This window comes from Paenibacillus wenxiniae (assembly GCF_039822605.1).
GTDB classification, from domain to species: Bacteria; Bacillota; Bacilli; order Paenibacillales; family Paenibacillaceae; genus Saccharibacillus; species Saccharibacillus wenxiniae.
In genome coordinates, this window is record NZ_JBCGUH010000006.1 from 241949 (window position 1) to 268816 (window position 26868).

At 44.1% G+C, this 26868-nt stretch carries 25 protein-coding genes; 17 read left to right on the plus strand and 8 right to left on the minus strand.

The genetic code is table 11. The features are described 5' to 3' along the window. The 11 genes from AAHF22_RS13365 to AAHF22_RS23890 all read left to right on the plus strand — a co-directional run bounded on the left by AAHF22_RS13365 (position 1) and on the right by AAHF22_RS23890 (position 6091). On the plus strand, positions 1 to 423 hold the full coding sequence (locus AAHF22_RS13365; protein WP_347325516.1) for a hypothetical protein: 423 nt from the start codon (positions 1 to 3) through the stop codon (positions 421 to 423). A gap of 228 nt (positions 424 to 651) precedes the next feature. Then, positions 652 to 972: a hypothetical protein gene (locus AAHF22_RS13370; protein ID WP_347325517.1), complete on the plus strand. Its 321-nt coding sequence runs from the start codon at positions 652 to 654 to the stop codon at positions 970 to 972. Positions 973 to 1204: 232 nt separating this feature from the next. Further along, the gene (locus AAHF22_RS13375) at positions 1205 to 1672 is read left to right on the plus strand and encodes a contact-dependent growth inhibition system immunity protein (protein WP_347325518.1); all 468 of its coding nucleotides are present in this window, start codon (positions 1205 to 1207) and stop codon (positions 1670 to 1672) included. 131 nt (positions 1673 to 1803) lie between these two features. Next, a complete protein-coding gene (locus AAHF22_RS13380) occupies positions 1804 to 2256 on the plus strand; it encodes a PIM7 family immunity protein (protein WP_347325519.1) in 453 nt (150 codons plus the stop codon). Positions 2257 to 2342: 86 nt separating this feature from the next. Next, positions 2343 to 2615: a hypothetical protein gene (locus AAHF22_RS13385; protein WP_347325520.1), complete on the plus strand. Its 273-nt coding sequence runs from the start codon at positions 2343 to 2345 to the stop codon at positions 2613 to 2615. Between the two features lie 163 nt (positions 2616 to 2778). Further along, positions 2779 to 3108 carry a contact-dependent growth inhibition system immunity protein gene (locus AAHF22_RS13390; RefSeq protein WP_347325521.1) on the plus strand — a complete coding sequence of 110 codons (330 nt, stop codon included), beginning with the start codon at positions 2779 to 2781 and terminating at the stop codon, positions 3106 to 3108. Positions 3109 to 3291: 183 nt separating this feature from the next. Beyond that, a complete protein-coding gene (locus AAHF22_RS13395) occupies positions 3292 to 4110 on the plus strand; it encodes a hypothetical protein (protein WP_347325522.1) in 819 nt (272 codons plus the stop codon). A gap of 199 nt (positions 4111 to 4309) precedes the next feature. Then, entirely contained in the window at positions 4310 to 4675 is a 366-nt protein-coding gene (locus tag AAHF22_RS13400) for a hypothetical protein (protein ID WP_347325523.1), read from the plus strand. Positions 4676 to 4760: 85 nt separating this feature from the next. Next, positions 4761 to 5159, plus strand: coding sequence for an Imm7 family immunity protein (locus AAHF22_RS13405; protein WP_347325524.1), 399 nt, complete (start codon positions 4761 to 4763; stop codon positions 5157 to 5159). A gap of 60 nt (positions 5160 to 5219) precedes the next feature. Continuing rightward, the gene (locus AAHF22_RS23885; protein ID WP_371834064.1) at positions 5220 to 5558 is read left to right on the plus strand and encodes a hypothetical protein; all 339 of its coding nucleotides are present in this window, start codon (positions 5220 to 5222) and stop codon (positions 5556 to 5558) included. 83 nt (positions 5559 to 5641) lie between these two features. After that, positions 5642 to 6091 (plus strand): CPCC family cysteine-rich protein, encoded by a 450-nt coding sequence (locus AAHF22_RS23890; RefSeq protein WP_371834065.1) that lies wholly within the window; start codon positions 5642 to 5644, stop codon positions 6089 to 6091. A gap of 438 nt (positions 6092 to 6529) precedes the next feature. Here the strand turns inward: AAHF22_RS23890 and nagA are convergent, their stop codons facing one another. The 6 genes from nagA to efeO all read right to left on the minus strand — a co-directional run bounded on the left by nagA (position 6530) and on the right by efeO (position 14846). Next, entirely contained in the window at positions 6530 to 7963 is a 1434-nt protein-coding gene (nagA, locus tag AAHF22_RS13415; protein ID WP_347325525.1) for an N-acetylglucosamine-6-phosphate deacetylase, read from the minus strand. Next, complete coding sequence (gene nagB / locus AAHF22_RS13420) at positions 7960 to 8691, minus strand: glucosamine-6-phosphate deaminase (protein WP_347325526.1); 732 nt, start codon at positions 8689 to 8691, stop codon at positions 7960 to 7962. The genes nagA and nagB overlap by 4 nt, the downstream gene beginning before the upstream one ends. A 3-nt stretch (positions 8692 to 8694) precedes the next feature. After that, positions 8695 to 9555, minus strand: a complete 861-nt coding sequence (locus tag AAHF22_RS13425; RefSeq protein WP_347325527.1) for a MurR/RpiR family transcriptional regulator — start codon at positions 9553 to 9555, stop codon at positions 8695 to 8697. Between the two features lie 895 nt (positions 9556 to 10450). Beyond that, positions 10451 to 12394: an FTR1 family iron permease gene (locus AAHF22_RS13430; RefSeq protein ID WP_347325528.1), complete on the minus strand. Its 1944-nt coding sequence runs from the start codon at positions 12392 to 12394 to the stop codon at positions 10451 to 10453. Between the two features lie 159 nt (positions 12395 to 12553). Next, positions 12554 to 13921: an iron uptake transporter deferrochelatase/peroxidase subunit gene (efeB, locus tag AAHF22_RS13435; RefSeq protein WP_347325529.1), complete on the minus strand. Its 1368-nt coding sequence runs from the start codon at positions 13919 to 13921 to the stop codon at positions 12554 to 12556. A 4-nt stretch (positions 13922 to 13925) separates the two neighbouring features. After that, entirely contained in the window at positions 13926 to 14846 is a 921-nt protein-coding gene (gene efeO, locus AAHF22_RS13440) for an iron uptake system protein EfeO (protein WP_347325530.1), read from the minus strand. Positions 14847 to 15051: 205 nt separating this feature from the next. Here efeO and AAHF22_RS13445 point away from each other — a divergent pair, with 205 nt between their 5' ends. From AAHF22_RS13445 to AAHF22_RS13455, 3 genes are all read left to right on the plus strand, one after another. Further along, on the plus strand, positions 15052 to 15894 hold the full coding sequence (locus AAHF22_RS13445) for an IucA/IucC family C-terminal-domain containing protein (protein ID WP_347325531.1): 843 nt from the start codon (positions 15052 to 15054) through the stop codon (positions 15892 to 15894). Positions 15895 to 16287: 393 nt separating this feature from the next. Further along, positions 16288 to 16926 (plus strand): beta-phosphoglucomutase, encoded by a 639-nt coding sequence (pgmB, locus tag AAHF22_RS13450; RefSeq protein ID WP_347325532.1) that lies wholly within the window; start codon positions 16288 to 16290, stop codon positions 16924 to 16926. Positions 16927 to 17546: 620 nt separating this feature from the next. Further along, on the plus strand, positions 17547 to 18773 hold the full coding sequence (locus tag AAHF22_RS13455; protein WP_347325533.1) for a MalY/PatB family protein: 1227 nt from the start codon (positions 17547 to 17549) through the stop codon (positions 18771 to 18773). 475 nt (positions 18774 to 19248) lie between these two features. On the opposite strand, the gene AAHF22_RS13460 is transcribed toward AAHF22_RS13455, so the two are convergent. Next, positions 19249 to 20613, minus strand: a complete 1365-nt coding sequence (locus AAHF22_RS13460) for a dipeptidase (RefSeq protein ID WP_347325534.1) — start codon at positions 20611 to 20613, stop codon at positions 19249 to 19251. Positions 20614 to 21311: 698 nt separating this feature from the next. Here AAHF22_RS13460 and AAHF22_RS13465 point away from each other — a divergent pair. Beyond that, on the plus strand, positions 21312 to 22196 hold the full coding sequence (locus AAHF22_RS13465; protein ID WP_347325535.1) for a fumarylacetoacetate hydrolase family protein: 885 nt from the start codon (positions 21312 to 21314) through the stop codon (positions 22194 to 22196). Positions 22197 to 22287: 91 nt separating this feature from the next. Here the strand turns inward: AAHF22_RS13465 and psiE are convergent, their stop codons facing one another. Beyond that, positions 22288 to 22713: a phosphate-starvation-inducible protein PsiE gene (gene psiE, locus AAHF22_RS13470; RefSeq protein ID WP_347325536.1), complete on the minus strand. Its 426-nt coding sequence runs from the start codon at positions 22711 to 22713 to the stop codon at positions 22288 to 22290. Positions 22714 to 23181: 468 nt separating this feature from the next. Here psiE and AAHF22_RS13475 point away from each other — a divergent pair, with 468 nt between their 5' ends. After that, positions 23182 to 24309, plus strand: a complete 1128-nt coding sequence (locus AAHF22_RS13475) for an NAD(P)/FAD-dependent oxidoreductase (protein ID WP_347325537.1) — start codon at positions 23182 to 23184, stop codon at positions 24307 to 24309. A gap of 860 nt (positions 24310 to 25169) precedes the next feature. Beyond that, entirely contained in the window at positions 25170 to 26540 is a 1371-nt protein-coding gene (locus AAHF22_RS13480) for an Nramp family divalent metal transporter (protein ID WP_347325538.1), read from the plus strand. The last annotated feature ends 328 nt before the right edge of the window (positions 26541 to 26868 follow it).

Sequence of the window (26868 nt, forward strand, 5' to 3'; positions counted from 1 at the left end):
ATGAATCTTGAAGAGATTGAGAAATTACCTGATATACTCAATACAGAAACTTTAGAATTTTTATTTCAAACTGTATTAAATGAATTTGGATCTGAAAGTATAACTAAAAAAGAATTTTTATTGATTCTTAGTGAACTAGCAGATCGACAAGGAATGACCTATGAATTATTAAAAAGTAGTATTAGAAAAAGGATAGATGAAGTTTTATGCACGTTGTGGAATACTGATTCTTATGAAGATGTAGATCTTATACTTTCCATTGTTGTGAATCTGGGTCTTGAGAGTTGTTTCGACATTATCAAGCAATCAGTATCTAAAAATAATAAAATAGACAAGGTTATCTTAGATGAGATATTGGAAACTATAAATGAAGTAGGAGATCATATTTCTAATCCTTATTATAGTATGGAAAAATATAAGTAATATTAAATTCAATCATTTATATTGAAGTAGACTTGGGTTAGCCTTCCCAAGGCTACTTTGTCTAGCTCCTACTTTCAAACTGCTCGTCTACCCTCACGATCCAAGCGGACACGCTGCTGATCCAGAGCCAAGCGAAGAATCTAATATCGGTGCTAGAGGTGGAACCGAAAATAGGAATGGAAATATAAAAGAAATAAGCAATATCCCAACTCAATTTGGAGGTTCATAATGTCGGTAAGTGTATTTAGGATGAATGAAAATGATTCATTTGAATTGGGATTTGAAATCCCCGTGGCACGCGAAGAATTTTTCACAAAGTTTTGGCAACCTGCAATTGATGAATTAGGGATAACACGAATAAGAAATGGAGTGGAACTAAGAAAAGAGCATGTACAATCTACACTTTACGAGCTAGAACAATTAAGGAATTGGGCGGAATCTAACTTACAACATAAAGACCTGAATTATATGATTTCCAGAATTGAGTTGCTCATTCAAGAGCTGCCAGTAGCGTTCAAAACAGATGATACTAGGTTATGGATGGGATAGCTTAAGAATTAAATAGGATATTCGCTACTTGATTATTAAGTGAAGATGGATTGTATCATATTTTTAAGTATAGGAAAAAGGAAACTTATAAAGACGGCTGTTCAAATCCGTAATTAATGAAAGTGCTGCTAGTGATACACTTACTCAGTTACTATGAATTAGAAGTGGTAATTTTGAATGAACAAAGATCTGTAATGAGTAAGAAAGAAGCAATTAGATAGAAGGTGTAAGCTTGAACTTTAATAAAAACGATCTGACCATCAGAAAACTAAGAGAATTAAATGGAGATATGGGCGAGGTTATTTCGGACGAAATTTCCCCACTATCTGTTTGGTATGCAGGAATCCAAAATATACAATTGTTAAATCTGGATGATGGAGATGTAGCAAAATTAATTAGGCAAAACCTTATTTTAGAGTTTGCTATCCCAGAGTCCATCCGACGCTTAAATCAATTGCCGACGGCTGGAAAAATTTATGTGGGTGAATTGATGAACTCATTCAACCATATAAAATGTGAATTTTGGACTCGAAATGTAATATGTACTAAAGAATCGTGTGAGTTTTTTAAACGTCTCAAAAGCCATCCATTACTTGTTCATTTCCAATGGGAATTGGAAGAAGAAAAGCAGGATTACTTTAGCGATTTGAAGAAAATGATATCTACCTTAGAAGAAGTTTTGAAACGGATAGGTGGGTGAGAATAAAGAAGGAACCGAGCGAATTAGCCCTACATCCAATAAAGTAATAAAGTAGCCTGGATCAGGTAGAAGATAAAGATGTCATTGTGGTAGCAGCACTCATATCTCCTATAAAAAGTGAGGTGATTAATATGAATGCTGAAAAAACGCTATCTGAAATAGAGGCAATGCACTATTGGGATGCTAGAGTATTACAGCTGGATTCAAGTTTTTTTGGTGATGAGATCACCCTTGTATTTGAAGACACCGACTTTAACGTCAAGTTGTCCTTTATAGGATGTTCTAGTTTTTCCTTAGTTGCAAGTAAGGATGGCAGATTAAAACCTTTAAGAGAATTGACCAGATCGCAAATTCCTTACTTTCTTCAACATATTGAAATAACAGATATGCAAAGTGAAGGATATTCTTTACTAAAATGCAAAATTTCAATGCCCCTCTCCATACAGAAATACTTTGCACTTCAATTTCAATCGAAAAAATATAGGGGATTTATTCTGATTGCCATAATGTTTTTCAATGATTCTCTTTTTAGAAGAAAGTTTCTATTGTTTTTAATCAGGACGATACGCCTAAAGAATTTATAGACAGATCATATGACGTTGTAGATCGTTTGTAGTTTTTCATGTGTCTATACAGGAGTTATCTTTGGGCAGAAAAGCAGAGGTGGAACATGAATACAATTGAGAATAAAATTATCGCACTATTTAAAGAACTAAATGCTAAGCAAGAAGTGATTAATAATGCTATTGTTTATAGATATGCAGGAAAGTATCTCAAATTAACTTTTATTCATAAGTTACAGTCATATGTTATTGAATATGCCGATAGTTATGACGAAGCTTATAAGAATCTGTTTGAAGATGGTGATTTACATCATATAACAATGGATGAAGTAGAATTGATTTTTAAGATGCGCGAAGAAATCACTAACACATTAGTATAACTGGCGGCTAGCATGTATTTAAATTTTGATTAACGGTATACCTTCTCACAAAAGGATTTTACAGAAGCGAAAGTACACAAACGATAGGAATGAACAAAGAGGGATTTTAAAAGAACCTCAATAATTTTGAAATACCTTAGCTATGAATGGAGTGTATTATACTATGGATACTGACTATCGTGATTTAAGTGTGTCTAAAATTTCTGCACTACTGGGCATTGCAGATGATGTACCAGACGAAAGAATACCTCTTTCAATTTGGATGGAGTATATTAAAAATTATAAAATAAAAAACTTAACAGATGGCAATATTGCTAAGTTGATTCGTCAAGAGATTTTTTTAGAGTATATTATCCCGGAAGCTTTACAAAGAATACAAATAGATCCCTTAGCAGGTTCATTAGGAGATGGCGAACTTGTAGAAGCATTTAATTACGTTGCGTTGAAGCTCAAACATGGGAAATGCAGAACAGCGAATTATGCAAAAATGTAAACCGATTTTTCGGAAAACTTCTTTTACAATTACAGGAATTCGAATTAAATATTCCTTATCAAACCGAAAGATTTGATGAAGTGGATAAAATAGATTTAGAACAATCGTTGCAACATACGCTTGAGAAGCTAAATGAAGCGATGAATAAAAAAGTGACAGATACTTCGAATTGAGGTGAGATCGATGGAAACGGAATCCTTTATTAGCATGTTTTTATTAGCAACAAGGAATTTTCAGGACCCACAATTCGCTAAAAAAATAATTAGTATGATGAATCAACATCCCTATTTTGTGCCTACACTCTATGATTCGGTTACGCCATTAAAGAACATATTTGCTATGACCAATATGCCGGATATGGTGGACACTTGGATGAATATAGAGAGGAATAATCGGTCGATTGATCAAAATTATGCTTCTGGTGATTTTATTGCTAGAGGAAAGAGGAAATGTAAGATTGATTATTTTGCATCTTGGATAAAGAATCAGCAAGTTAATTTTAATCTTTTATCAATAACATTACATATAGATGAAATAATCGAACAAGAACTTTTTGATGAATTTATGTTAGTGTGTACAAATTTTATGAACGCAGTTGATCCCGTCTATGGTGAAATTGGTATTGAACACAGTAATAATCATAAAAATAATCCTATTAATTTAAGAGTTAGATATCCTGAACTAAATTGGATTTCGATATTTGGAAAGCCGTATATCGAATTGTTCGGGCGTGATCAATTATTATCGGCTCCTTGTTACAAAGTGCATGAATTTGGCGAAAATATCATTGGACTTCAACTGACGGAATCCATTTGTGATGACCTCTCTTTTGAAGTTCGATCCGCAGTGAAAAAGCATCTTGGTGAAGAAGCATTTGTCGAAGAAGGTAAAGGAATACGTCGTCATCAAGTAGGTTTGGTTCCAGCATTTGATTTTTCTGAAGTGCTGTATGATCCGTCCAAACCTATAGTAGAGCCACAAATTCTCAAACGAAAAAGGTAATATTTTTTATTTAAACAAGGGGTATTACTTACAAGGTTTTTCAATCAGCTGAATGCTATGTGTATAATGTGAAAATACGACTAAGAACTCGTTATTAATCATCAAAATGAGGCATGTTTTGTTATGAAGGCTCCCCAACAAACAGACAAATCATTTTCGTGAAAAGGTGATCTAGTTCATCAGATAATGGGGTGTTCTAATGAGAAAAATAACAGACTTTTATAGCAGTTATGAAGGTGAGCCAGAAATCATATTCTATTTTGAAAATTTAGAAGGCGAAATTGTTCAGCTTAAAGCCTGGATGGGATATTTTGATGCGATCATGGCGGCTATAGCTGCTACTCAAAATGGATGGAACGGACTCTCCTATTATTATCATCTGGACACCGGTTGGTTTGAGAAGAGACCCTGGAGAATACCTGACCTTGATGATGCATTACAGGATATTCAAAATGTAGACACAACCCAGCTAGATCATAAGGCATTGCTCGTCTATCGCAATCTATACGAATTACTGCATCAGGCAAAATTAATTAACCAGGACGTGTGGGTGGAATATAGTTAGATTTTTGAATAATTTATCATTTATGTACAGGTTGATCATTCATTTGTATTTAATAGCACTATTACATATAAGGAAGGTAATATCAATGTATGAATTTCATGGATGGACTGTTGTTCACGAGAGCGTTACTGAAATAGATGAATGTCATTTGAGCGTAATCGTTGAAAATATACAAAGTTATATTTCTAACTTAAATTGGAGTAATGGTCTTTTAAAGCTATATCCTGCTAACGGTAATTATTATGTTAGTCTGGGCGGATTTTTAAATCGGAAAACTGTTGAAGCCACCGAGATTATGGAACTATATCAATTTATTGCAGATCAAGCTCCAGGTTCATATGGGTTGCTATATACTCTCGATGATGAAGATACCGAAGGGTGTGAGAATAGATTTAAAGTATTCGTTCTTACTCGTGGACAGCTAACACAAAAAGAAGATTCATTTTTATCACCGTTTGTTCCAGTTGTTACAGATGTAGAGTAGCGCTTGCTTTAAATCAACAGCGTAGTTTCTCCCCAAATTAAATACAGGAAGGAATAAGTTGTGAGTATTCTATTCTCTAATGTTAATTTAAATCGAATTCATTTTATGGACGACAGTCCTGACATTACATTCGAGTTCATCGATTCCATCTATAATCGTCACAGACGTGTGGGCGACATCATATGCAAACAGGTCTCTTTATTTCAAATGAAGACAACGTTGGATGATACTAATGAGGTCATTTTTCCATGCTTTGTATGCGATGTCGTTGTAGAGCAGTTGGATGCTGTTCATGCTACGAGCAAGTCAGGTGAGTGTTACCAGCTACAAACATTAGGCAGTGAAATTAGTATTACAGTAGTATGTGGCATACTGGAAGTGTCACCGATATCCGATTAATATGAACGTTACTGAGATTTGAAATGAATTGCACAGTAATGTAACAAAAAACAAAATCCGTTGATAAGGAATGGAACTATGGAATGAAGAATATATCCAGAGAACATGCTGTACAATTCATAAGTTCATTGCGCAATCTGGTCGAGAAAGAAATGGAAGTATCAACGTACATTCAAGGTTTTCCAGAAAAGGATTTGGAAATGGATGAAGATGACTTTAAAGGTGTGAGCAATGGATTTTTGTCAGAAATTATTTATTTTATGACCGGCCGTAAAGTTGAAGTTATCGGTGAAGTGGAAAATTTATTTCCATGTCCTTGCTGTGGTTTTAAAACATTAACTGAGCGTTATGATAAAAATGCAGGAACTGGTTATGAGATTTGTTCTTATTGTACATGGGAAGATGATGGAACTGTAGATCCACATGCCTACAGGTCTATCAACAAAGGAAGCATGATCGATTACCGTAACGAAATGTACAGGAATCCTAATAAATATGATACGAGCAAATGGATAAAAACAGAAAAGGAATAATTATTTTTATCGTTGCATGCTACATAGATGATATAGAAAAAAGTGAGTTATAGAAGAAGGTGAGTTCTACAAGAGAGTGAATTGTGAAATGGAATTTTTAAAAAAGAAGAAATTGCGGATGTCCTATTATTGATTTAAAACTATCCGAAACCGAGTTGATCGTGTATGAAGGCTGTATTGATTTTGCATTAAACTATTGTCTGGAAAAGCAATTATACGAATCTGTAGGTTGCGAAAATTGCGAAGAATTTGTTTCGTATCAAGGTGATCTCAGCAGTTTGATCAAACAAGTTGTCTTTAAACCGTATTTACTAGAAAATAGAAAGACTAATTCAAATGCCCTTTGAAAGACTCAAAATCTTTCAAAAGGCATTTGATTAAAGTATAACTGTAACAAGAGCTTTAACTGTTATATACCCTATACATCTAAGGTGATTTTTAAGCATTGGAACTCTCAAACCGAACCCCTCTAACAAAAATCTCCTTCAACCCCATCGCTCCATCCAACACCAGCACATCCGCCTGCTTCCCAACTTCCAAACTCCCCGTCTGCTCATACAATCCAAGCTGACGCGCTGGATTTCCACTGGCAGCTTCCGAAGCACGCTCAATCGATAAGCCAGCCTTATCAATTAAGAAACGGAACCCTTCAATCATCGTCAAGCGACTCCCTGCCAGCGTACCGCTATCCTCCGGCAATGTGGCTACACCATCGATCACCTTTACGGGCTGATCACCCAGCATATAATCGCCATCACCGAGTCCGGCAGCGGACATCGCATCGGTGATCAGAACCAGATTATGTTCCTGTTTGAGCTGGGCCAGCAGTGCCACCGCAGCAGGATGCACGTGAACGCCGTCCGCAATAATTTCCGCACAGATCGAAGGCGTACTCAGCACCGCGCCAGCCGTTCCGGGCTTCCGATGATGCAGCGGTGTCATCGCATTAAATGTATGCACCGCATGATTCAGCCCAGCTTCGACCGCTTCCATGATCTGCTCATACGTTGCATCGGTATGTCCGGCAGCAGCGGTAATATGATGAGCACGCAGCCAGCGAATGACTTCCAGTGCACCTTCACGTTCTGGTGCCAGTGTGAGTTGCTTGATCAGCCCTGGATAAGCGGCATGCCACTGTTCCAGCCATTCTACAGTAGGTGGCACGATATGTTCTGGATTTTGCGCGCCAGGCCATTTAGGGCTAATGAATGGGCCTTCCAGATGTACACCAACGACCTGTGCGCCAGGCATATCGCCTTTTTCTACATAAGCGTGAACCTGTTCCAGCACATGATCAATATTCGCGCGTGGGGCGGTCATCGTTGTGGCGAGGATCGAGGTCGTACCCTGACTTGCATGAAAACGAGTGATCGTATCCAGCACCTCCGGGCTTGCATCCATAAAGTCCTGTCCCATGCCGCCATGTACATGAATATCGATAAAACCTGGAATAACGAGTCCGCCCCCAGCATCATATTGTGCATCCTGTTGGGAAAATGCAGATGGAACGCTGCCAGGGGACGATGCTGGATTCTGCTCGCGAGTTATAGTTGCAGCATTGGGCGTATCATCACGGTGGAAAGCAGAATCTTCGGTTTTTTCATTGACTGTAAAATCAGCGCCCGTATAATTGTCTGAACCTGAACCTGAACCTGAACCTGAACCTGAACCTGAACCTGAACCTGAACCTGAACCTGAACCTGAACCTGAACCTGAACCTGAACCTGAACCTGAACCATCATCCGATCCGATATACTGAATCACGCCATTTTTTACAATCAGCGTACCTTGCTCTATTATTCCTTCCGGTGTCACGATGCGTCCGTTTATGATGCGGAATGACGCAGGTGTACCTTCTGTTCGATGTGTCATTGCTGAAACAACCTCCCAGCCTCCGCGTCCATCAGCACGGTTACATTTGGATGCAGTTGCAGCAGGGATGCCGGACAGAGCGTGGTGATCGGGCCGGTTAGCGCACGGTGGATAATGTCTGCTTTATCTGCGCCGCGTACCATGAGCAGAATTTGACGCGCCTTCATAATGCTACCGACGCCCATCGTGATCGCGCGCTGGGGCACTTCATCGATAGAGTTAAAGTAGCGTGCGTTCGCTTCGCGTGTCTGTGGCAACAAATCCACAACATGTGTACCTGGTGTCAATTGATCGTCCGGCTCGTTAAAGCCGATATGTCCATTATGTCCGATACCGAGTACCTGTAGATCGATCACCGCCTCAGATAACATTTCGTCATAGCGCTGACATTCCTGATCTGGATCGGCTGCCTGACCGTCCGGTACATGTGTATTTTCCGGCAAAATATCGATATGGTTAAACAGATGCTCATTCATAAAAGTACGATACGATGCCGGATGATCGCTTGGAAGTCCAACATACTCATCGAGATTGTATGTTTTTACCTTTTCAAAGGTGATCACGCCCTGATTGTAAATTTCAATCAGTTCTTTGTACAAGCCGACCGGTGTTCCGCCTGTCGCGAGTCCGAGCACGCAGCGCGGAGACGTCTGCACAAGACTGGACACAATGTACGCGGCAACCTTGCCAAAATCTTTTTCATTTCCTACCTTGACCAAATTTACCATGAATCATAACCCTCCTGAGTCTTTGCGGTAACGCCGCACGTTTTTATAGGACAGCTCCAGCTTTTTAACGGAATCATTGAACTGTGCGCTGATCATACCGGTGAACAAAATATCGATAATATGAAGCTGGGCGATGCGAGATGCCATATCCCCGCGGCGAATTCCTTTTTCCAGCGATGAGGAAAAGAGGGCGATATCCGCGCTATCTGCCAGTGGATTGGAGCTGTATTGCGTGAGTGAGAGCGTAGTGGCACCATTTTCCTTTGCACAGTGGAGTGCATCGATCGTTTCTTTCGTTTCGCCTGAGTAGGAGATCGCGATGGCGACATCTTCCGAGGATAGCGTGGATGCCGACGTAATCTGCATATGGGAGTCGGCAAAAGCGGTGCAATTTTTGCCGATGCGAATCAGCTTCTGGTAGAAGTCCTGCGCAACGATAGAAGATGTAGCGATACCATACAGATCGATACGGCGTGCACGGATGAGATAGCCGATCGCTTGCTCCAGACGTGGTAGGCTAAGCAGCCGGGTCGTATCATTGATCGAACTAACATGATTCGCTTCAATCGCTTTGACGATCTCGGCAAGCGGATTGCCTGCGATAATATCCTGATACGAGCCGGGGATCGACTGCTGCGCAAGCTCGGCTGCCAGCTTCATTTTAAAATCAGGAAAGCCTTCAAAATGAAATGTTTTGCAAAAGCGCGTGACAGTAGCCGGACTGATCCCGCACTGTGTAGCAAGCTGTGTAATGCCCATCCGACTAATGGAGGAGGGCTGCTGTAAAATATAGTTAGCGAGTCTGCGCTCCTGTGGAGACAATTTATCTAATCCTTGCTCCAGCACATGAAGAATCGGCGACAATCGCAATCACTCCTTTCGGATGAGTTGAAGGGTAACGATCAATATATATGGCAACAGATACGTTTACTAAATATATATTGTTATTTTATGAAAATTAATTTCATTTATTTATTGCAGATTTAAGAAAAGACTTGGTGGAAATTTTAATTCCCCATCTTAAATACAAGACGACTATAACGTAACCGCAACAGTTTACATGCTTCTTTACCTTATATTTACAAAGAAATCGAGCGGTGAAAATAAAACGTTGCATCATTCAAGTACAATGGAAATTGATCCAAGCGAAAGAAAATCTTTTTCTTGAGAATATACTAATTCACGGTATACACAATTGCAATAGCCATTCGACAAAAAGCGAAAATTTTGTAAAGGCGTTTAACAAATAAAGGTGGTGAGGTGAATATCAAGAGGACGGCGTGTGGAAGTGCTTCGTTTGGTCATGCATTGGTCATACCATTGGTTATACATAGGCAGACGAAAAAAAACTGAAATGCATGTGCGTAACAGGCAAAAATATAGCTTAGTGAATGATCGAAGTATGATGCATCATACATACTTGCCTGCTTGGTGAAACTTAGTAATTTGCCTACCTGGTGAGACTATATACTATACGGTCTCGACAATAAACAGATGGTAGTCATCCTTAAAATAAAGCCTATGTAATCACAATAAAGAGTGAAAAGCCAGCAGCGTTAGAACAGATTCAACTATTGAAGAACCCAGAAATGCAACAACCCAGGAACTCAAGAACCCAGGAACTCAAGAACCCAAGAACCCAAGAACTCAAGAACTCAAGAACTCAAGAACTCAAGAACCTAAGAACTCAAGAACTAAAATAATAAAAATAAACAACAAAAAGACACTCTACCATCGGCAGAGTGCCCTAAACGTATGTTCACGAAGCCGTCTGTTTACGCTTGCTCTGATACTGCGGTAGCACTAGACGCCACAATAAAAATACAAGTACAACCATCTGCGGAATCAATGTTTCCCAGGTTGGATAAATGCCGAGCCAGCTTACAGATGGCATACCTGAAATGGTATGAGCAGGCACATAACCGGACACCTGAAGCGCATGAATACTTTCGCCGAGGAAACGGAAGACGAGATAGTAAATCAGTACGGTCGCTGTCAGGAAAAATGGACGTACTGGCAGCTTCACGCTAAACCGGATAATAAGCACGGCGATCACGATCAAAATGACCAGCGCCAGTCCGATCCCAAGTAATAGCTGTGATAACGCAATCGCTGGCGCCATACCGACGTAGAAAATCGCTGTTTCTGCACCTTCCCGTAAAATCGCCAATCCCGACACCGCTGCCAGCGAAATCAAACTACCGCGTGCAAGTGCACCGCTAATCTGACCTTCGATATAATGGTTCCAGTTTTTCAAATTCGCTTTTTGATGCAGCCAGTTGCCTACACTGAGCATGAGTACAACGGCGACCAGACCGGTAATGCCTTCGATCAACTCGCGCGTGCTACCGCTCGTTGCCATCTGAGCAAAGGCATAGACGAAAATGGCTGCGATCATACCGCTCAGCGCCAGACCAACAAACGCACCACCCCAGATCCATGCACCGGCCTGACGGCTGCCGCTTCGTTTTGCATAGGCGAGCAGGGCAGCTAGCACAAGAATCGCTTCCAGACCTTCCCGTAGTAAAATGACAGCTGCATCCCAGAACGTATACGATGTTTTGGACGTGATCGGTATGAGCTGATCTAGCATCGTCTGCACGGTCGTATTCGCTGCATTCCAGTTGGGCGGCGTGGAGACGAGATAGCCCTGCGCCTCAGCCATTTCATTTTCTACAGCCGTATACGTAGAGGAGGAGGAAATCTGTACTTCGCCCTCAACGAGCGGCCACATCGTAATAAATTGCTGCATCTGTGTACTTGCTTGTTCCGCTTGCTGCTGTCCAATCGATGTCTGTGCCTGCTGGAGCAGAGCAACCGCATCGCTCAAATGTACATTACCCTGTGCGGGAGCGCTATTGGCGATCTGTCCGGATGTATATTCATGGAACAGATCGATTAGCTTTTGCGTTTGTTGCTTCGCCTGATCCGCACGTGGTGGCTCGGCTTGTAGCGCAACGCGAATCATACTCATCGTCGTTTCCAGCTGGCTATACACGGTGAAATTATCCGCACGAATCGCATTTTCTACATTCGGCCATGCGGCAACGATCCCTTTATAGCTAGTTTGTGCGCCAGACCAATCGGCGGTGTTGATCTTTTGCAAAGTGTCGTTAGCGAGCGGCAGAATCGTCTGTACCGCTTTTTGTCCTTCTACCGAAGGTTGACCACTCGTGCTTGTGCTGGATGAAGCCGAAGCACTGGAACCTGTCTGCTCTGCTTCTGCATACGTGTTGACGGCACGCGCCAGTTTGCCAAGTGCGCTGGTGACCGCAGCGGGTTGTGATCCAGCTGCTTGTAAAGCTTGCTGTGCGCTCGCAAGGGCTGTGTTCACATCTGCTGCCTGCTGTGGCAATGCAGACGTGTCGACCTGTGCCCAACCGCTGGCAAATTGGTTTAGCTCTGCATTAGCATCCGTCCATTTCTGCTGTCCGGCATCTACGAGTGCACTACCGACGATCGTCAACAGCTGATTTACATCTGGCTGAGCAGAGGCAGCCGAAGCCACAGGAATCGACCATAGTTCTACAAAAGGATTAGACTGGGCGATCTGCTGGATCTGCTTACTTGATGGTTGTTGCTGCTGTAAATATTCAGCCGTATTACTATGCCATCCAAACACGCCCAGCAACAGTGCACCACTGATGGCGGCAATACCGGTAGCCTGGCTTAATGTACGTATATTCAGGACATTGTTCCACATGACCCGCATTCCTCATTTCACTCAATAAATAAAAGGTAACTATCAAAGTCGAATTACAGCGACTTTAATCTCGAATTTCAATCGCGCTATAAGTCATATCGCTTTATGCCTCGTACTTGTGTGATACGTCTATTGCTTTTATAGCAGTGTATCTCCGATCTACAGCAGCGTATCCCCAATATACCCACCCTGACGCACACCAGGGAAGCAGGCGAATACGGCACTGCCGATATGCTGAATATATTCATTCAACGCATCCATCTCAGAGAGACGTTTTTGCATCGGGATAAACTGATTTTGCAAACTGCGTTGATAGCTGATGAAAAATAGTCCTGCATCCAGTTGTCCAGTCACATTGTCCATACCGCTGGAATAGGAGTACGGACGGCGTAAAATCTGCATTTTGCCATCGCCGCGAGCGACTCGCATATGGGCATTCATCGGAATGACCGGCTTGCCGGATGCGTCTTTCGCTTGCATATCGCCACGATCAAACTCATGCTGTGATCCGAGCGGTGCGCCGCTCACCCGATAACGTCCAAATGTATTTTCCTGATCACCCAGACTGGAACGATCCCATACTTCGATCCGCATCCGAATACGACGTACCGCCATATAGCTGCCGCCTGTCATCCAGCCGGCTCCATCCTGTGGCTGTACCCAGACGACCTCGTTCATCATCGCTCCATCTTTAACGCTTGGATTTGCTGTACCATCTTTGAAGCCCATCAAGTTACGCGGTGTCGCATTGTTTGGGTCCGCCGCCGTGCTGCGTTGAAAGCCTTCCTGACTCCAGCGCAGCACGGCTGTACCACGAGCAATCCGAATCAGATTGCGCAGTGCATGAAAAGCAACCTGCATATCATCCGCACATACTTGCACCGCCAGATCGCCACCACACCATTCGGGCTGTAAATTGTCGCCGTTAAAAGGAGGGAGATCGGTAAAACCAGCCGGTCGTTTACTGCCCAGTCCAAAGCGGCTGTCAAACAGGCTCGGTCCCGCGCCAAATGTAATCGTCATCCGCGACGGAGATAAGCCAGCTGCTTCGCCTGTATCGGCAGGCGGCAAATTTACATTTTCATTTTGTCCATCTAGCAACTGTCCGGAGGTGAGTGCTGCCGCGGCTACCGTCCAAGCCTGTAGCATACGCTTGAGACTACCTGCATCGGTAGCGGTCACATCGAAAGAAGCGAAGCACATAAAATTTTGATTCGGCGTCACAATGCCTGCCTGATGCTGTCCGTAAAAGTCATACCGATCATTCGCAGACCCTTCGGCACCTGTCGTCACATTCGCCTCACTACCCGGTTTGTCATAGGCAGGCTGTAGCGAATGACCTGTCGCTTTCATCAAGCCAAATACACCTGTTCCGCCCAGCAGCAATCCAGCGCCAGACGCGCCAGCAAGCCGCAGCATATCGCGGCGGCTTACAGGTTTTGTAAATACGGATGGAGATTGCTCGGAAGTCTGCTGTTCCGTCGACGATGGTTTGGAAGAAGGGGGTGTTAATTTATCCTTACTCATCGTCTCACACTCCCAGAATCGTTCCCATTTGTGACAATGGCTCAGCGAGTGCATCCAGATTTTGACTCAGTGTGCGGATATCTTGCTTGGACAGCTTGTCATACGTCACGTATCCGCCATCTTTCGTTGCAAACGGAGCGAGTTCTTTATTTAAAGCATCGAATTTCTCACCGATTTGTTTTTCCAGTGATGGGTCTTTGGCTGCCAGACTTGGCTTCAAAATTTCATAGATTTTCTGTGCGCCTTCCACATTTGCTACAAAATCATACAGATCGGTATGGGAATAACGCTCTTCTTCACCTGTAACTTTAGAGGAAGAAACTTCATTCAGCAGCTCGACTGCACCAGTAACGAGCAGGCTAGCATCGATATTAACGGTTTCAACTTTAGCACGCAGCAGCTTGGCATCCTGTAACAGGCGATCTGCATATTCGCTCATGCCGTCTGTCGATTTCTTTTCCCATAGTCCTTGTTCGATCCGGTGGAATCCGCGCCAGTCGGCATCGGCTACGTCGCCCTGACGAGCGTCGATATCCGGGTCGAGTGTGCCAAGTGCTTCAGCGATCGGCTCGATCCGCTCATAATGCATCCGTGCTGGTGCATATAGCTTTTTCGCTTCGTCCAGCTTGCCTGCTTTAACCGCATCGGTGAACTTTTCCGTTTGCGTAACAAAAGCATCAATTTCCGATATCGCATACGTGCGATATTGCTCGACCTCAGCGGAGAAATCCGCTTTGGTCGCTGTAGATGCAGCTTCGTTCGATGTTGTCGTTTCCGCAGTGGGAGCGGCAGACGTGCTGGATGCAGCCGATTCAGAAGTTGCTGCTCCATCGGTAGCCGTAGCAGCTGGCTGCTGGTTGCCACAGGCAGCGAACAGTACAGAAGATAACAATAATGTAGCCGGTAATGTATAACGTGCTTTCATGAATAGGGACACTCCTTAATAATGATAATCGTTCTCAATAATGTATATATAATACGGGCGAACCTGCATCCCGTCAATCATTATTTTATGTCAAAAGCGACTGTATCACAGCGTTCATATGAGCCTCTAAATTAGACAGTTCCGGTGATAGCCGCTATACTTGCTCACAAGTATACGTTTGCAGGGAATGAAGGAGGGTGATGCAATGAATGAGATACATAATCAACAGCCACCTCATGGCTGGACAGTAGAGCAGTGGCAAGTATTAACGGAACAGCTACGATTGACGACCGTACCATCCAATGATCCGCAGCACAGTGTGCCGGTTTCACAGTTGCTCAACGAACAGGGCGCGCTACATTATATCGAGCAACTACGCGATCTTTATGAGAGTGATGATTTGCCATTTATCACCTCGATGCTGGCCAAACGCTACAGCTATATGATCGTAGCGCCTGCGCTGTATGCGATGACAGTATATGGTAAAGGTCTGCATTGGGCACCAGAGCAGTGCACACTGGAATCCCATTTTAAAGGAGATATCTGGTTGCCACAGGTGAGACTGGACAAGCCGGAAGCGATAGCGCTACACTTGGAGCCAGAAGCCCAGCCAGCATTATCCGAGCAACAATGCGAATGTGCAAATCACGAGGCAGCTCAGCATCAACGTCAGCAGTACCTGACTACGATCTTTGCCGGACATTTGCAACCGGTATGGCATAGTCTGGCGCGAGCCGCAGGTGTATCGCGTGCGATCCTATGGGAGAATGCAGCCGTCTATGTCTATTATGTGTATGAGACCTTACTGGCTGATCCGATCCACGATACGTATCGAGCGCGGATTGAAGCGGATTTTGCCTATTTGACCGAGCAAGCCCCCCCTTCTGTATTCGGGGAAAAATGGAATCCGCTGGCACGCTTCAACACGCCAAAACGTCGGTCACCCGGCTCAGACATACCCAAACGTATTCGTAAAACGTGCTGTTTGTACTATTTGTCAGGTGAAGATGCCGGATATTGCTCGGTTTGCCCGAAGCGGGAAGCGTGAGCAGCGCGTTATAGTCGTATAAAGCTAGTATTTGTACAGAATAAAGCCGCTATATTGTTTGTACGTATAATGAATTGTTGTTACGCTTACAGCTTCTTATAGCATGACGCATCGCTTGTATAATAATTTGTCTGGAAGCAGGCGAAACCATTTTTTAAAGTTACGCTTACAGCTTTGAATGGCATGGCATATCACTTGTATAACGGTCTGTCTAGGAGCAAGCGAAATACTTTTTTGCAATTACCGGATGCAGAAGCTGCCGTTTCGGTTTATAAATAGCTGAGAGACTTCCGGTATGCCTGTGTCATGCAGGTGATGCCCTGATCCGCAGCGATGTGGCTCAATGAACGAACGGTCGCTTTGGCGATAACCGATACAGAGGAGGAAGCAATGATGGCAATCAAAGCAGTAATTTTCGATCTGGATGGCGTTATTGTATCGACGGATGAGTTTCACTATCAGGCATGGAAAAAGATGAGTGATGAAGAGGGCATTTCGTTCAATCACACGATTAACAATCGCTTACGCGGCGTAAGCCGTATGGAAAGTTTAAACATTATTTTGGAGCGTGCCGAGCGCGAGTATACGGCTGAAGAAAAGCAGGCACTTGCCGAACGCAAAAACGAATATTATAAACAATCACTCGTCAACCTGACCCCGGACGATCTGTTGCCTGGTGCGAAGGACACAATCGACGAACTAAAACGGCGCAAAGTTAAAATCGCCATCGGTTCCTCCAGTAAAAATACACCGACCATTTTAAAACAAATCGGTCTGGCGGACGCATTTGATGCGGTAGCAGACGGTAACGATATTACCCACAGCAAACCCGATCCCGAAGTATTCCTGTTAGCCGCTTCCAAGCTGGGCATCCCACCTGAAGAATGTCTGGTCGTGGAAGATGCCGAAGCCGGCGTTCAGGCAGCCATCGCAGGCGGTATGAATGTCGCCGCTGTCGGCGATGCTGGTCTGCACTCCCAGGACGCCGACTATCGTCTGGAGCGTGTAGATGAGATTCTGGATTTGATCTAATCGATCTGATCGGCTACGAATATAATGTAGAGATATTTGCTAAAGCCCTTCTACCGCCATGTATGGTGGAGAGGGGCTTTTGTGTATTTATGTATTATGGTACGCTTGCGTTATTTTGTAGCAGGCCATATGTTTTATTTCAGCTTATGATGAGGTATATGCAAAAAGCAGTGCATCATGTATGAATGCGTTGATGCAGTACATAGGTACGTAAAAATGATGCGAAACATCGACAGATGTTTAGGCTGCTTAAATATGATGACTGGTATAGAGGTTTCCCTATTCCTTGCTATAGCGGTGTATCTTAATGTCCACTATTTTACGCCCAATATCCCCGTACAGTTGACTATTCCTACCGGAATTAAGCCACTTGCCCCATCTCATAAACATGTTATGATGGGTATATTCTTGATTTCATTTTGGGATTAAGCGCCTTACGACATCGATGAAAAACACCATACAACATCCACCGCTTGCCAATGAAATCTCAACGCACAACGCCACATGACTGCGATACCAACGTGTACGATCCAACCCTAACGTATCCAAATGACAGAACGATGCGCAAATCGCGACACCTGCTCGCGTCACATACGCATAAAAGAAGTGGAGGCCATACAATGGACTATACAGAACAATTTGATCACCCGCCGCAGCGGACAGGCACCAATTCGGAGAAATGGGACAAGCTGCAATATTTATTTGGGACAGAAGAGGCACTGCCGTTATGGGTAGCCGATATGGACTTTGCTGTACCTAAGCCTGTACAGGATGCACTCAAGCAAAGTGCTGAACATGGCGTAGTTGGCTATTCATTCCAAACGGACGCTTATTATGAAGCGCTGCAAAGCTGGATGCGTAGCAAACATGGCTGGGATATTAAGAAAGATTGGGTCGTATTCACACCGGGCGTCGTTGCATCGCTTAATTTTGCGGTGCATACGTTTACGGAGCCAGGTGATCGCGTGATGATTCAGACGCCGGTATATCCGCCCTTTTATAGCGTAATTACCGGACACGGACGTGAAGTGGTGGAAAATCCGCTGCAACGCGATGCAGATGGTCGTTATACGATGGATTTTGAGCATCTGGAACGCACGCTGGATGATAGCATCAAAATGTTCATTTTGTGTAGTCCGCACAATCCGATTGGACGGGTATGGACACGTGCAGAGCTGGAGCGATTGGAAGAACTTTGTGCGAAGCACGATATTCTGGTCGTCTCCGATGAGATTCATGGTGATCTGGTGTACGGAGAGGAGCCGCATATTCCGTTTGCCATGCTATCTGAACGTGCACGTAATCGTAGCATTGTCTGTACAGCACCGAGCAAAACGTTTAATATTGCGGGCTTGAACACGTCCAATATTATTATTCCGAACGAAGAACTGCGCAATGCGTTTGCTCTGCAAGTGAACAAATTCGGCACCGGCCATATTAGTCAGTTTGGTGTGGTCGCTACGCAGGCAGCTTATAATGGAGGTAAAGAGTGGCTGGAACAGTGTCTTGCGTATACACGCAGCAATATGGACTATGTGCAGCAGTATATTGCAGAGCATTTGCCAGAACTGTCGGTATGGATGCCAGAAGCGACTTATCTGCTCTGGATCGACTGTAGCCGTCTCGGGATGGAGCAAAAGGATCTGGTTCATTTTATGTTGCATGAAGCCAAAGTTGCACTCAATGACGGTCGCGCCTTCGGTACAATGGGAGAAGGTTTCCTGCGTATGAACGTTGCTTGCTCGCGTAAGTTGTTGGAAGAAGCGATGAATCGGATGCAGCGTGCCATTGCTGCGCGTCGTCAGCATGACAATGGCGCTGAACTGGTAGAAACGGTATCGAACTAATGTGTTTTACTATGTTGCCTGAGAGAGTAACGGATCTATTCATTTTGCTGTAGTCAAACGGTAAAAGATCTATTCCATAGAGCTATATGAAGTGTAAATAAAGTTGGCATGCAGAATGACCGAAATTGGCATGCCCATTCACACTCCCCCCTCTTTAAAATGAAAAAGTGCCCTTGATCCACAGATCGTGGAACGAAGGGCACTTTTGTTTTAATAAGTCACAAATAAGTCGTGACGTGAGAAGTAGAGTGACTAATAGAGTGACTGGTGCACTGTGCATACTTAAGCATACGAGTGATATTGCTTACTTCCCTGACCATGATCCCTTTAAGTGTTGAAGATCATTGAAGTTGTGCACATTAGCGATATTGGCATATCATCCAAACCTATAGTTCATATAGTCACTATACGTACTAGTAACTTAATTTATGCAATTGGTGTATGAATCAATAAAATCATCCTACTTGCCCGATACTCAGTCAATGCTGTTCAAGAACTCGACAATCGTCAGCAGACCTTTATCGAAGTTCTCCAGATTGAAATGCTCGTTCGGTGCATGCAGATTTTCATCCGGCAAGCCGAAGCCCATCAGTACGACGGTTGGAGCGATCACACGGGAAAATTCTTCCACGATGGGGATCGAACCGCCGTCTTTAGTGAACAGGGCGCGTGTGCCGTAAACGGAAGTGTACGCATCCGCTGCTTTTTGCAGCAGTTCATTTTCAGATGGATCGATATTAAAGGCGCGTGCTTTCTCGCCCGGTGTGATCGTTAGCTTGGCACCGTTCGGTTTGACCGCTTCCAGATGGGTGATGATTTTATCCAGTACATCCTGTGGATTCTGGTCAGCCACGAGGCGGCAGGTGATTTTGGCATGCGCTTCTTTTGGAATCACCGTTTTGCTGCCTTCGCCCTGGAAGCCGCCGTATACGCCGTTTAGTTCCAGTGTTGGACGTGCACCGATGCGCTCAACGAAGGAGTAGCCTTCTTCGCCGTGCAATGCAGTCAGTTCCAGATCCTGTTGCAGTTTCTGCTCGTTAAAGCCTTGCTTTTGGAATTCAGCACGCATTTCGTCGGACAGTGGTAATACATCATCGTAGAAACCTTCGACGAGTACTTTGCCATCGCGGTCATGCAGCGTTGCCAGCAGCTCCACCATCGCGTGCAGCGCATTGGGTACACCGCCGCCAAATGAACCGGAGTGTAGATCGGTATTTGCGGTATGGATCGCCACTTCCAGTGAGCACAGACCACGTAGACCGGTGCTGATCGCTGGCTTGCCGCGCTCTAACAATGAAGTATCGGAAACGAGAACTGCATCCGCAGCGAGCTGCTCACGATTTTCTTCCAGGAATGCAGGCAGATGCGCGCTGGAAATTTCCTCTTCGCCTTCGATGCAAAATTTAATATTAACCGGCAATTTGCCTTCCTGCTTAAGGATCGCTTCAACGGCTTTCACATGCAGAAATACCTGACCTTTATCATCGGTTGCACCACGAGCGAACAGCTTGTCGCCGCGTACTTCCGGTTCAAAAGGCGGCGATTGCCACAGATGCAGCGGATCGACCGGTTGTACATCATAATGACCGTACACGAGCACAGTTGGTTTGCCTGGCGCATGCAGATGATCTGCGGTTACGATCGGATGTCCGTTCGTCGGATTGATTTTGACATTTTCCAGTCCAGCCGCAGTTAATTGATCTGCAAGCCACTCTGCCGCACGCTGCATATCCGGCTTGTGCTCGGAAAGTGCGGAAATACTCGGAATGGATAGCCATTCTTTCAACTCAGCGAGTTGTTGCTCGCGGTTCTCCTGAAAATATGTAGCATAGTTAGTCATCTACTCATTCCTCCTCAACTGATCATGGCAATAATCCATGCAAGACGATAAGTATCGCTTGAAACGTTATGGATTCCATTGTACACCTTTTAACCACTGGACGAAAATAAGAACACAAAAATAGCGACTTTCCTATCCAGGTAAGCCGCTATCGTAGCGAAAAACTCGTTTATACTCATCGGTTGGAGATGGATTTATTTGGTAGTGATCTCGACTTGCTTGGCGGAGCTGTTCCATTGATAACATGCTATTCACTCCAGCATATAAGAGAGTTACACTGTCATCGTGCATGAATAATGGGACGGTAATCATGCCGGATAAGGGGAATGGAGGAAGCAGCTATATTTGTGCTCCGGTGCTGTACTATAATAGTTCCAATTTATGTGGCTGGCTTGGAGTATAAGGCGATGTTTAATAAGGGTGGCATTGAAGATCAAGTGAAACTGTCAATCGTTAACGCTCACGGGAGGGAGCGAATTGCCCTCATGCTGAACGGGAATACATACTGCTGGAAGAAATACAGGGCGGCAAAAATAATGTATAACCAATATGTTTACGCTGGTCACCCGTTCGCAGTTCAATTAAATGAGCGTGCGCTTTAGTACGTCAGCATTAAAACATACACGCCTAATCGCTTCGTACACGCCGCTACATTATGTGAACTAACAATTTGAACGAACAAATTAGGAGGAGATCCAATGAAACTGGCAACCGTTAACGCTTATGGCAGGGAGCAAGTCGCCGTCGTACTAGAGGGGAAATACATATTGCTGGAAGATATAAATACGATCTGGGGAGAACAGTGGGCCACCGATATGTTCACACTGATTACCAGTACGCAGCTAGAACAACTGGCACAGCGTGTCAGCACAATCACATCGCAGCAGCTTGAGCAGTTGTCAGCACTACCTGCGGAAGAAATCGTGCATGCACCATTGTATCGTCATCCACGCAAAATTTGGGGTATTGGTATGAACTATGTAGCCGATGAAGCCGAACTGGTTGCAGCGGATGACAATGAAGAACCCGTCAGCTTTATGAAGCCAGATACGACGATCATCGGGCCAGAAGATCACATTGAGTTGCCACCACAGTCTGAAAAGGTGACCGCAGAAGGCGAATTGGCACTTATTATCGGTCAAACCTGTCGTCATGTAACCGAACAGGAAGCATCTGCTTATGTAGCAGGATTAACCGCCACACTGGATGTGACAGCAGCAGATATTCATGCACGCCATCCTCGTTTTCTGGCACGGGCGAAAAGCTTTGATACGTTTTTTGGATTAGGTTCGCAGCTCATTACGTTGGATGAGGTGCCCGATCTATTAGAACTTACGGTAGAAACGCATCATAATGAACAGCTAGCACATCATAATCGCACCTATTATATGAAGTTTCGTCCGTGGTATATCGTATCTTTTCTATCGCAGGTGATGACGCTGCTGCCCGGCGATATTATTATGACGGGAACACCGGGTGCAGTCGTCATCCGTGATGGAGATACGGTCGGTTGCTCAATTTTGGATAAAAAAGGACAGCCCTTAGTAGAGACTGTCCGTAATCGAGTTCGTTTACAAGCTTAATCGTGAGTACACGTCTATTAGTTCGTTCATCTAAAGTAATTATTTCATCTATAGAAGTAGAAAGATGCTGCCACAAGTGAAAGTATGCGGGTCAGTGACTTTCTTTCGTTTGCCGCAAATTTGATAAGAACAATGCACCGATCAGCACCAGAATTGCGAGCGACCAGCCCAGTGTATGCATCGCATCATCATGATCGACGATAATTAGGCGAATAATGGCGGTAATGCCAATATAAATAAAATAACGCAACGGAAAGTGGAACTTCGCTTCAAAATATTTAATAATCAACGCTAGAAACTCAAAGTATAAAAAGAACACTAACAACTCATCGGTAAACTGATAATAACTGGTCGTCGTATCGGTCAGGAAAATAAGCGAAAAGATCGACCATGTTTCATAAATAAGTAATACACTGAGCACAAGTGCCATTCCGACCAGACATACATTCAATACCATTTGCAAAACAACCGGTACATGGTGCATACGCATTTTAGTGGATAAATCTTTGATTGTCATTGTAATCCCTCTTTACTGTTGAAAATGAGCCTAGCATCGCTGTGCAACTTTTTGCTATTACACGCCATTTCGCGGTTAGCTTAACAAGCGGAGAAACGGCTGTTAGCAGACGAACCGTGATGTAGCCAGGGTGAACATCTCGGTCGCTTGCTGGTGAATAGAGCTAGTGTAGCTTAGCCATTTGTCGCTCGTGTGTCCTGGTTTTCTTTTCCAAGTATCTCTGGCGAATTGGATGTTATGCTTCGGCCAAGCGGTAGTTTTAACGCTTCATGCTGTATAATGGTAAAGATGATTGATCCAAGTAGACGGGGAGTTGTACTACATCTTTCAATAAATACAACGTATATTGATATTGAAACGCTACAAAGTATGGAATGAGAGGTAGCGATTTATGAATTTATGCTACTGAAGATCAATTAGGATTGTGTAGCAAATGTGACAGGGCACAGTACGGAAAGGAATACAGGTATGCGCAAAACGATCATTGTAGTTGGAGGCGGTATTCTAGGCGCTTCAACTGCGTATCAATTAAGTAAACGAGATGTCGATGTGATTGTAATCGATCGGCAACATGATGGGCAGGCAACCGATGCGGCAGCAGGAATCATCTGCCCGTGGCTGTCCCAGCGTCGTAATCAGACATGGTATCGATTAGCAAGTGGAGGCGCACGCTTTTACCCTGGTTTAATCAATGAACTGGCAGAGCAGCATGGCGAGCACAACACAGGCTATGCGCGTGTAGGTGCACTCAGTTTGCATCGTGATCATGACAAAATACTTGGCATGCAAAAGCGTGCGCTCCAGCGACTGGAGGCTGCACCGGAGATCGGTGAGATTACATTGCTTCGTGAAGATCAGGTACGTGAACAATTTCCGTTACTGGATAAGGGCTATGAGGCGGTGCATGTGAGTGGTGCAGCGCGAATCGATGGGCGATTATTGCGAGATGCGCTACTTCGTGCGGCAACGCATAATGGAGCGATACTGCTGCATAGCGAAGCTGAATTACAGCACAATGGACAATGCATTACAGGTGTGCAGGTAGCTGGGCAATTCCATCCGGCAGATGAGGTCGTCGTCTGTGCTGGAGCGTGGGCAGCGGAGCTGCTTGAGCGTATTGGAATCCCATTTCATATGCATTATCAGAAAGCGCAAATTATGCATGTGCAACTGGAAAGTGAAGACGATACAGGAAGCTGGCCTGTGGTAATGCCGCCGACCGACCAGTATGTGCTTGCCTTTGAACAGCAGCGTATCGTCATTGGAGCCACGCATGAAAATGATGTGCCTGGCTATGATACAAGGGTGACACCGGGCGGTATGCAGGAGGTGCTGAACAAAGGATTGGAGCTGGCACCGGCACTTGTAGATAGCACCTTTATGGAGATGCGAGTCGGCTTTCGACCGTTTACGGCGGATTTTTTACCGGTATTTGGTGCCATGCCAGACTGGAAGGGACTGTTCATTGCGAACGGATTAGGTGCTTCTGGTCTGACGATGGGACCGTATATCGGTTATTTGCTTGCCCAGCTCGTACTTGGCGAGCAGCCAGAGCTGCCGGTAGAGGATTATACGGTGGCGAAGGCGCTTGTCTGATGATGCTGATGATCGGTCTGTTTGCTTGATGGATGAGTATGTCTGCCTGAGTCATACGTGATCTGACCGCAAATCGTGTGGCTTGTATGTTATGAATAGCTGATTCAGCGACAGGATATTAGAATGATATGATCGTAGAATATATAGCGGCTCCATGAATGCTTAAATACAGGCTATGCGTAACTGTGAATGAGTGCAAATAATCTTGTAAACAAAGTCAATCATGAGAACTATAGATTACCAAATATGTTATTAATCGTCTTGAATCGACTACGCACGTCGACCTCAATAGATTATAGAATCAACAAATGTGTTAACCATCTCTGCTATGCTCTTATATGCCGATAAGGCGTTTTCTGATATGGATCAGGAAGCGTCTTTTTTATTTTGAAAATAGATCATAACGAATCGTAAAGGTTAACGTATCCATATTTAGCATCTTACTCTATAAGTACGATCTATTTTCAGCTGGTTATCATTTGCTTGCATTATTGTATTTTATCGATATTTATTTGGAAATCTATTCAGTTTTACACTGGCTGGTAGGGGAGTTGGATTGACTTCGGATCGATCATTTGTATCGATGTATCGATAAAATGTAGCTATATTTTTAACTTACATATACAAAATCTGTAATAACGGTTAAACAAACTAGAGAATCATTCCTACGCACTTATACATCGTGCTCTAAACATAGTGCTCTATAAATTGCCAACCACCATAAAAATTACCCGTTGACAAATAAGTTTCCCTGATGCAAAATATGGGCAGAAACAATTTTATGTATATTTTGATCTAAATTATGATGATGAATCGACATAAATAGCATTATACACAGAGATAGAAATGAGGGAGAGAACATGAATTCAGAAGTCGAATTGGAACCAACATCCGGTCTGAAAAAGAATGGTTGGCTGCGTAGCAGTTCATCGATCAGTCTGGAGGAAGTGAATAATACGGTCAAAATTCCACACAATGCTGGATTTTGGCGTAAATTTTTTGCGTTTGCTGGCCCTGGGGCACTTGTTGCGGTCGGTTATGTCGACCCGGGTAACTGGGCAACATCGATTGCGGGCGGTTCGAGGTTCGGTTACACGCTGCTATCCGTCGTACTGATTTCCAGTCTGGTCGCGATGTTACTGCAAACACTCGCTGCCAAGCTTGGAATCGTGACAGGGAAAGATCTGGCGCAGGCGACACGGGATGCGACCGGGCCAAAGACCGCCGTCTTTTTATGGATATTAACAGAGCTTGCAATCATCGCTACCGATCTGGCAGAAGTGATCGGTTCTGCGATTGCGCTAAATTTGTTATTTGGCATTCCACTGCTGTGGGGCATTTTGATCACAACGTTTGATGTATTACTGTTGCTATTATTGCAGAAAAAAGGTTTTCGGATTATTGAATCAATCGTTATCGTGCTCATGGCAACGATCTTCGTTATTTTTGGTTTTGAAATGATCGCTGCGCGTCCAGATGTGGCTGTACTGTTTGGCGGCTATATACCCAAGCTTGAAGTGGTGACCAACTCATCGATGCTGTTCGTCGCACTCGGTATTCTCGGTGCAACGGTAATGCCGCATAATCTGTATTTGCATTCTTCAATTATCCAATCGCGTCAATACAAACGTACATTAGAAGGCAAAAAAGAAGCCGTTAAGTTTGCCCGTCTCGATTCGATTACGTCGTTAACCGTGGCGTTTATGATTAACTCGGCTATTTTGATTCTCGGTGCAGCTGCTTTTTACGGTAGTGGACTGCAAGTGACCGAAATCGAAGCAGCGTACCAGTTGCTCAGCCCATCCGTTGGAGTCGGCATTGCCAGCACATTATTCGCTGTGGCACTGCTCGCATCCGGTCAAAACTCGACCATTACGGGTACATTGGCAGGGCAGATCGTTATGGAAGGCTTTGTACAGCTACGGATATCGCCAGTGCTGCGCCGGATCATTACGCGATTGCTGGCGGTCGTGCCTGCTTTTATCGTGACCTGGTTGTATGGTTCAAGCGGTACTGGTAATTTGCTGTTATGGAGTCAGGTTGTACTCAGTTTACAGCTTCCATTTGCGATTATTCCGCTCGTGCGCTTTACGAGTGATAAGCGGAAAATGGGAAGCTTCGCCAACTCGCATACAACCAAATGGCTAGCATGGACAGCGACTGGCGTGATCGTGGCGCTAAACTTGTTCTTGATTGGTTATCTGTTCCTGACCGGTGAGCAATTAGGGTAAATCATTATCGGGAGAGGATACTTCGAGATAGAATACTTAATGACAATCTAAGTTGTCGATGAGACAAGAAAGCATGGATCTCTGTAGCAACTCTAACCCGTATCAAGATCATCTTTAAATCTTATCGAAGTCTTATCGAGATCCTATCCAATGTGTGTGATCGAATGTGTCGCCAACTCATTTCCAACCTATATCTAACCCATTTCTAACTTATCTCTAACTTATTTCTAACCCATCTCTAACCCATCTCTAACCCATCTCCATAACGTTCCAAGACCGCTCTGTTATCGATGCAGAGCGGTCTTTTTTCTATCTATCATTAGTGATG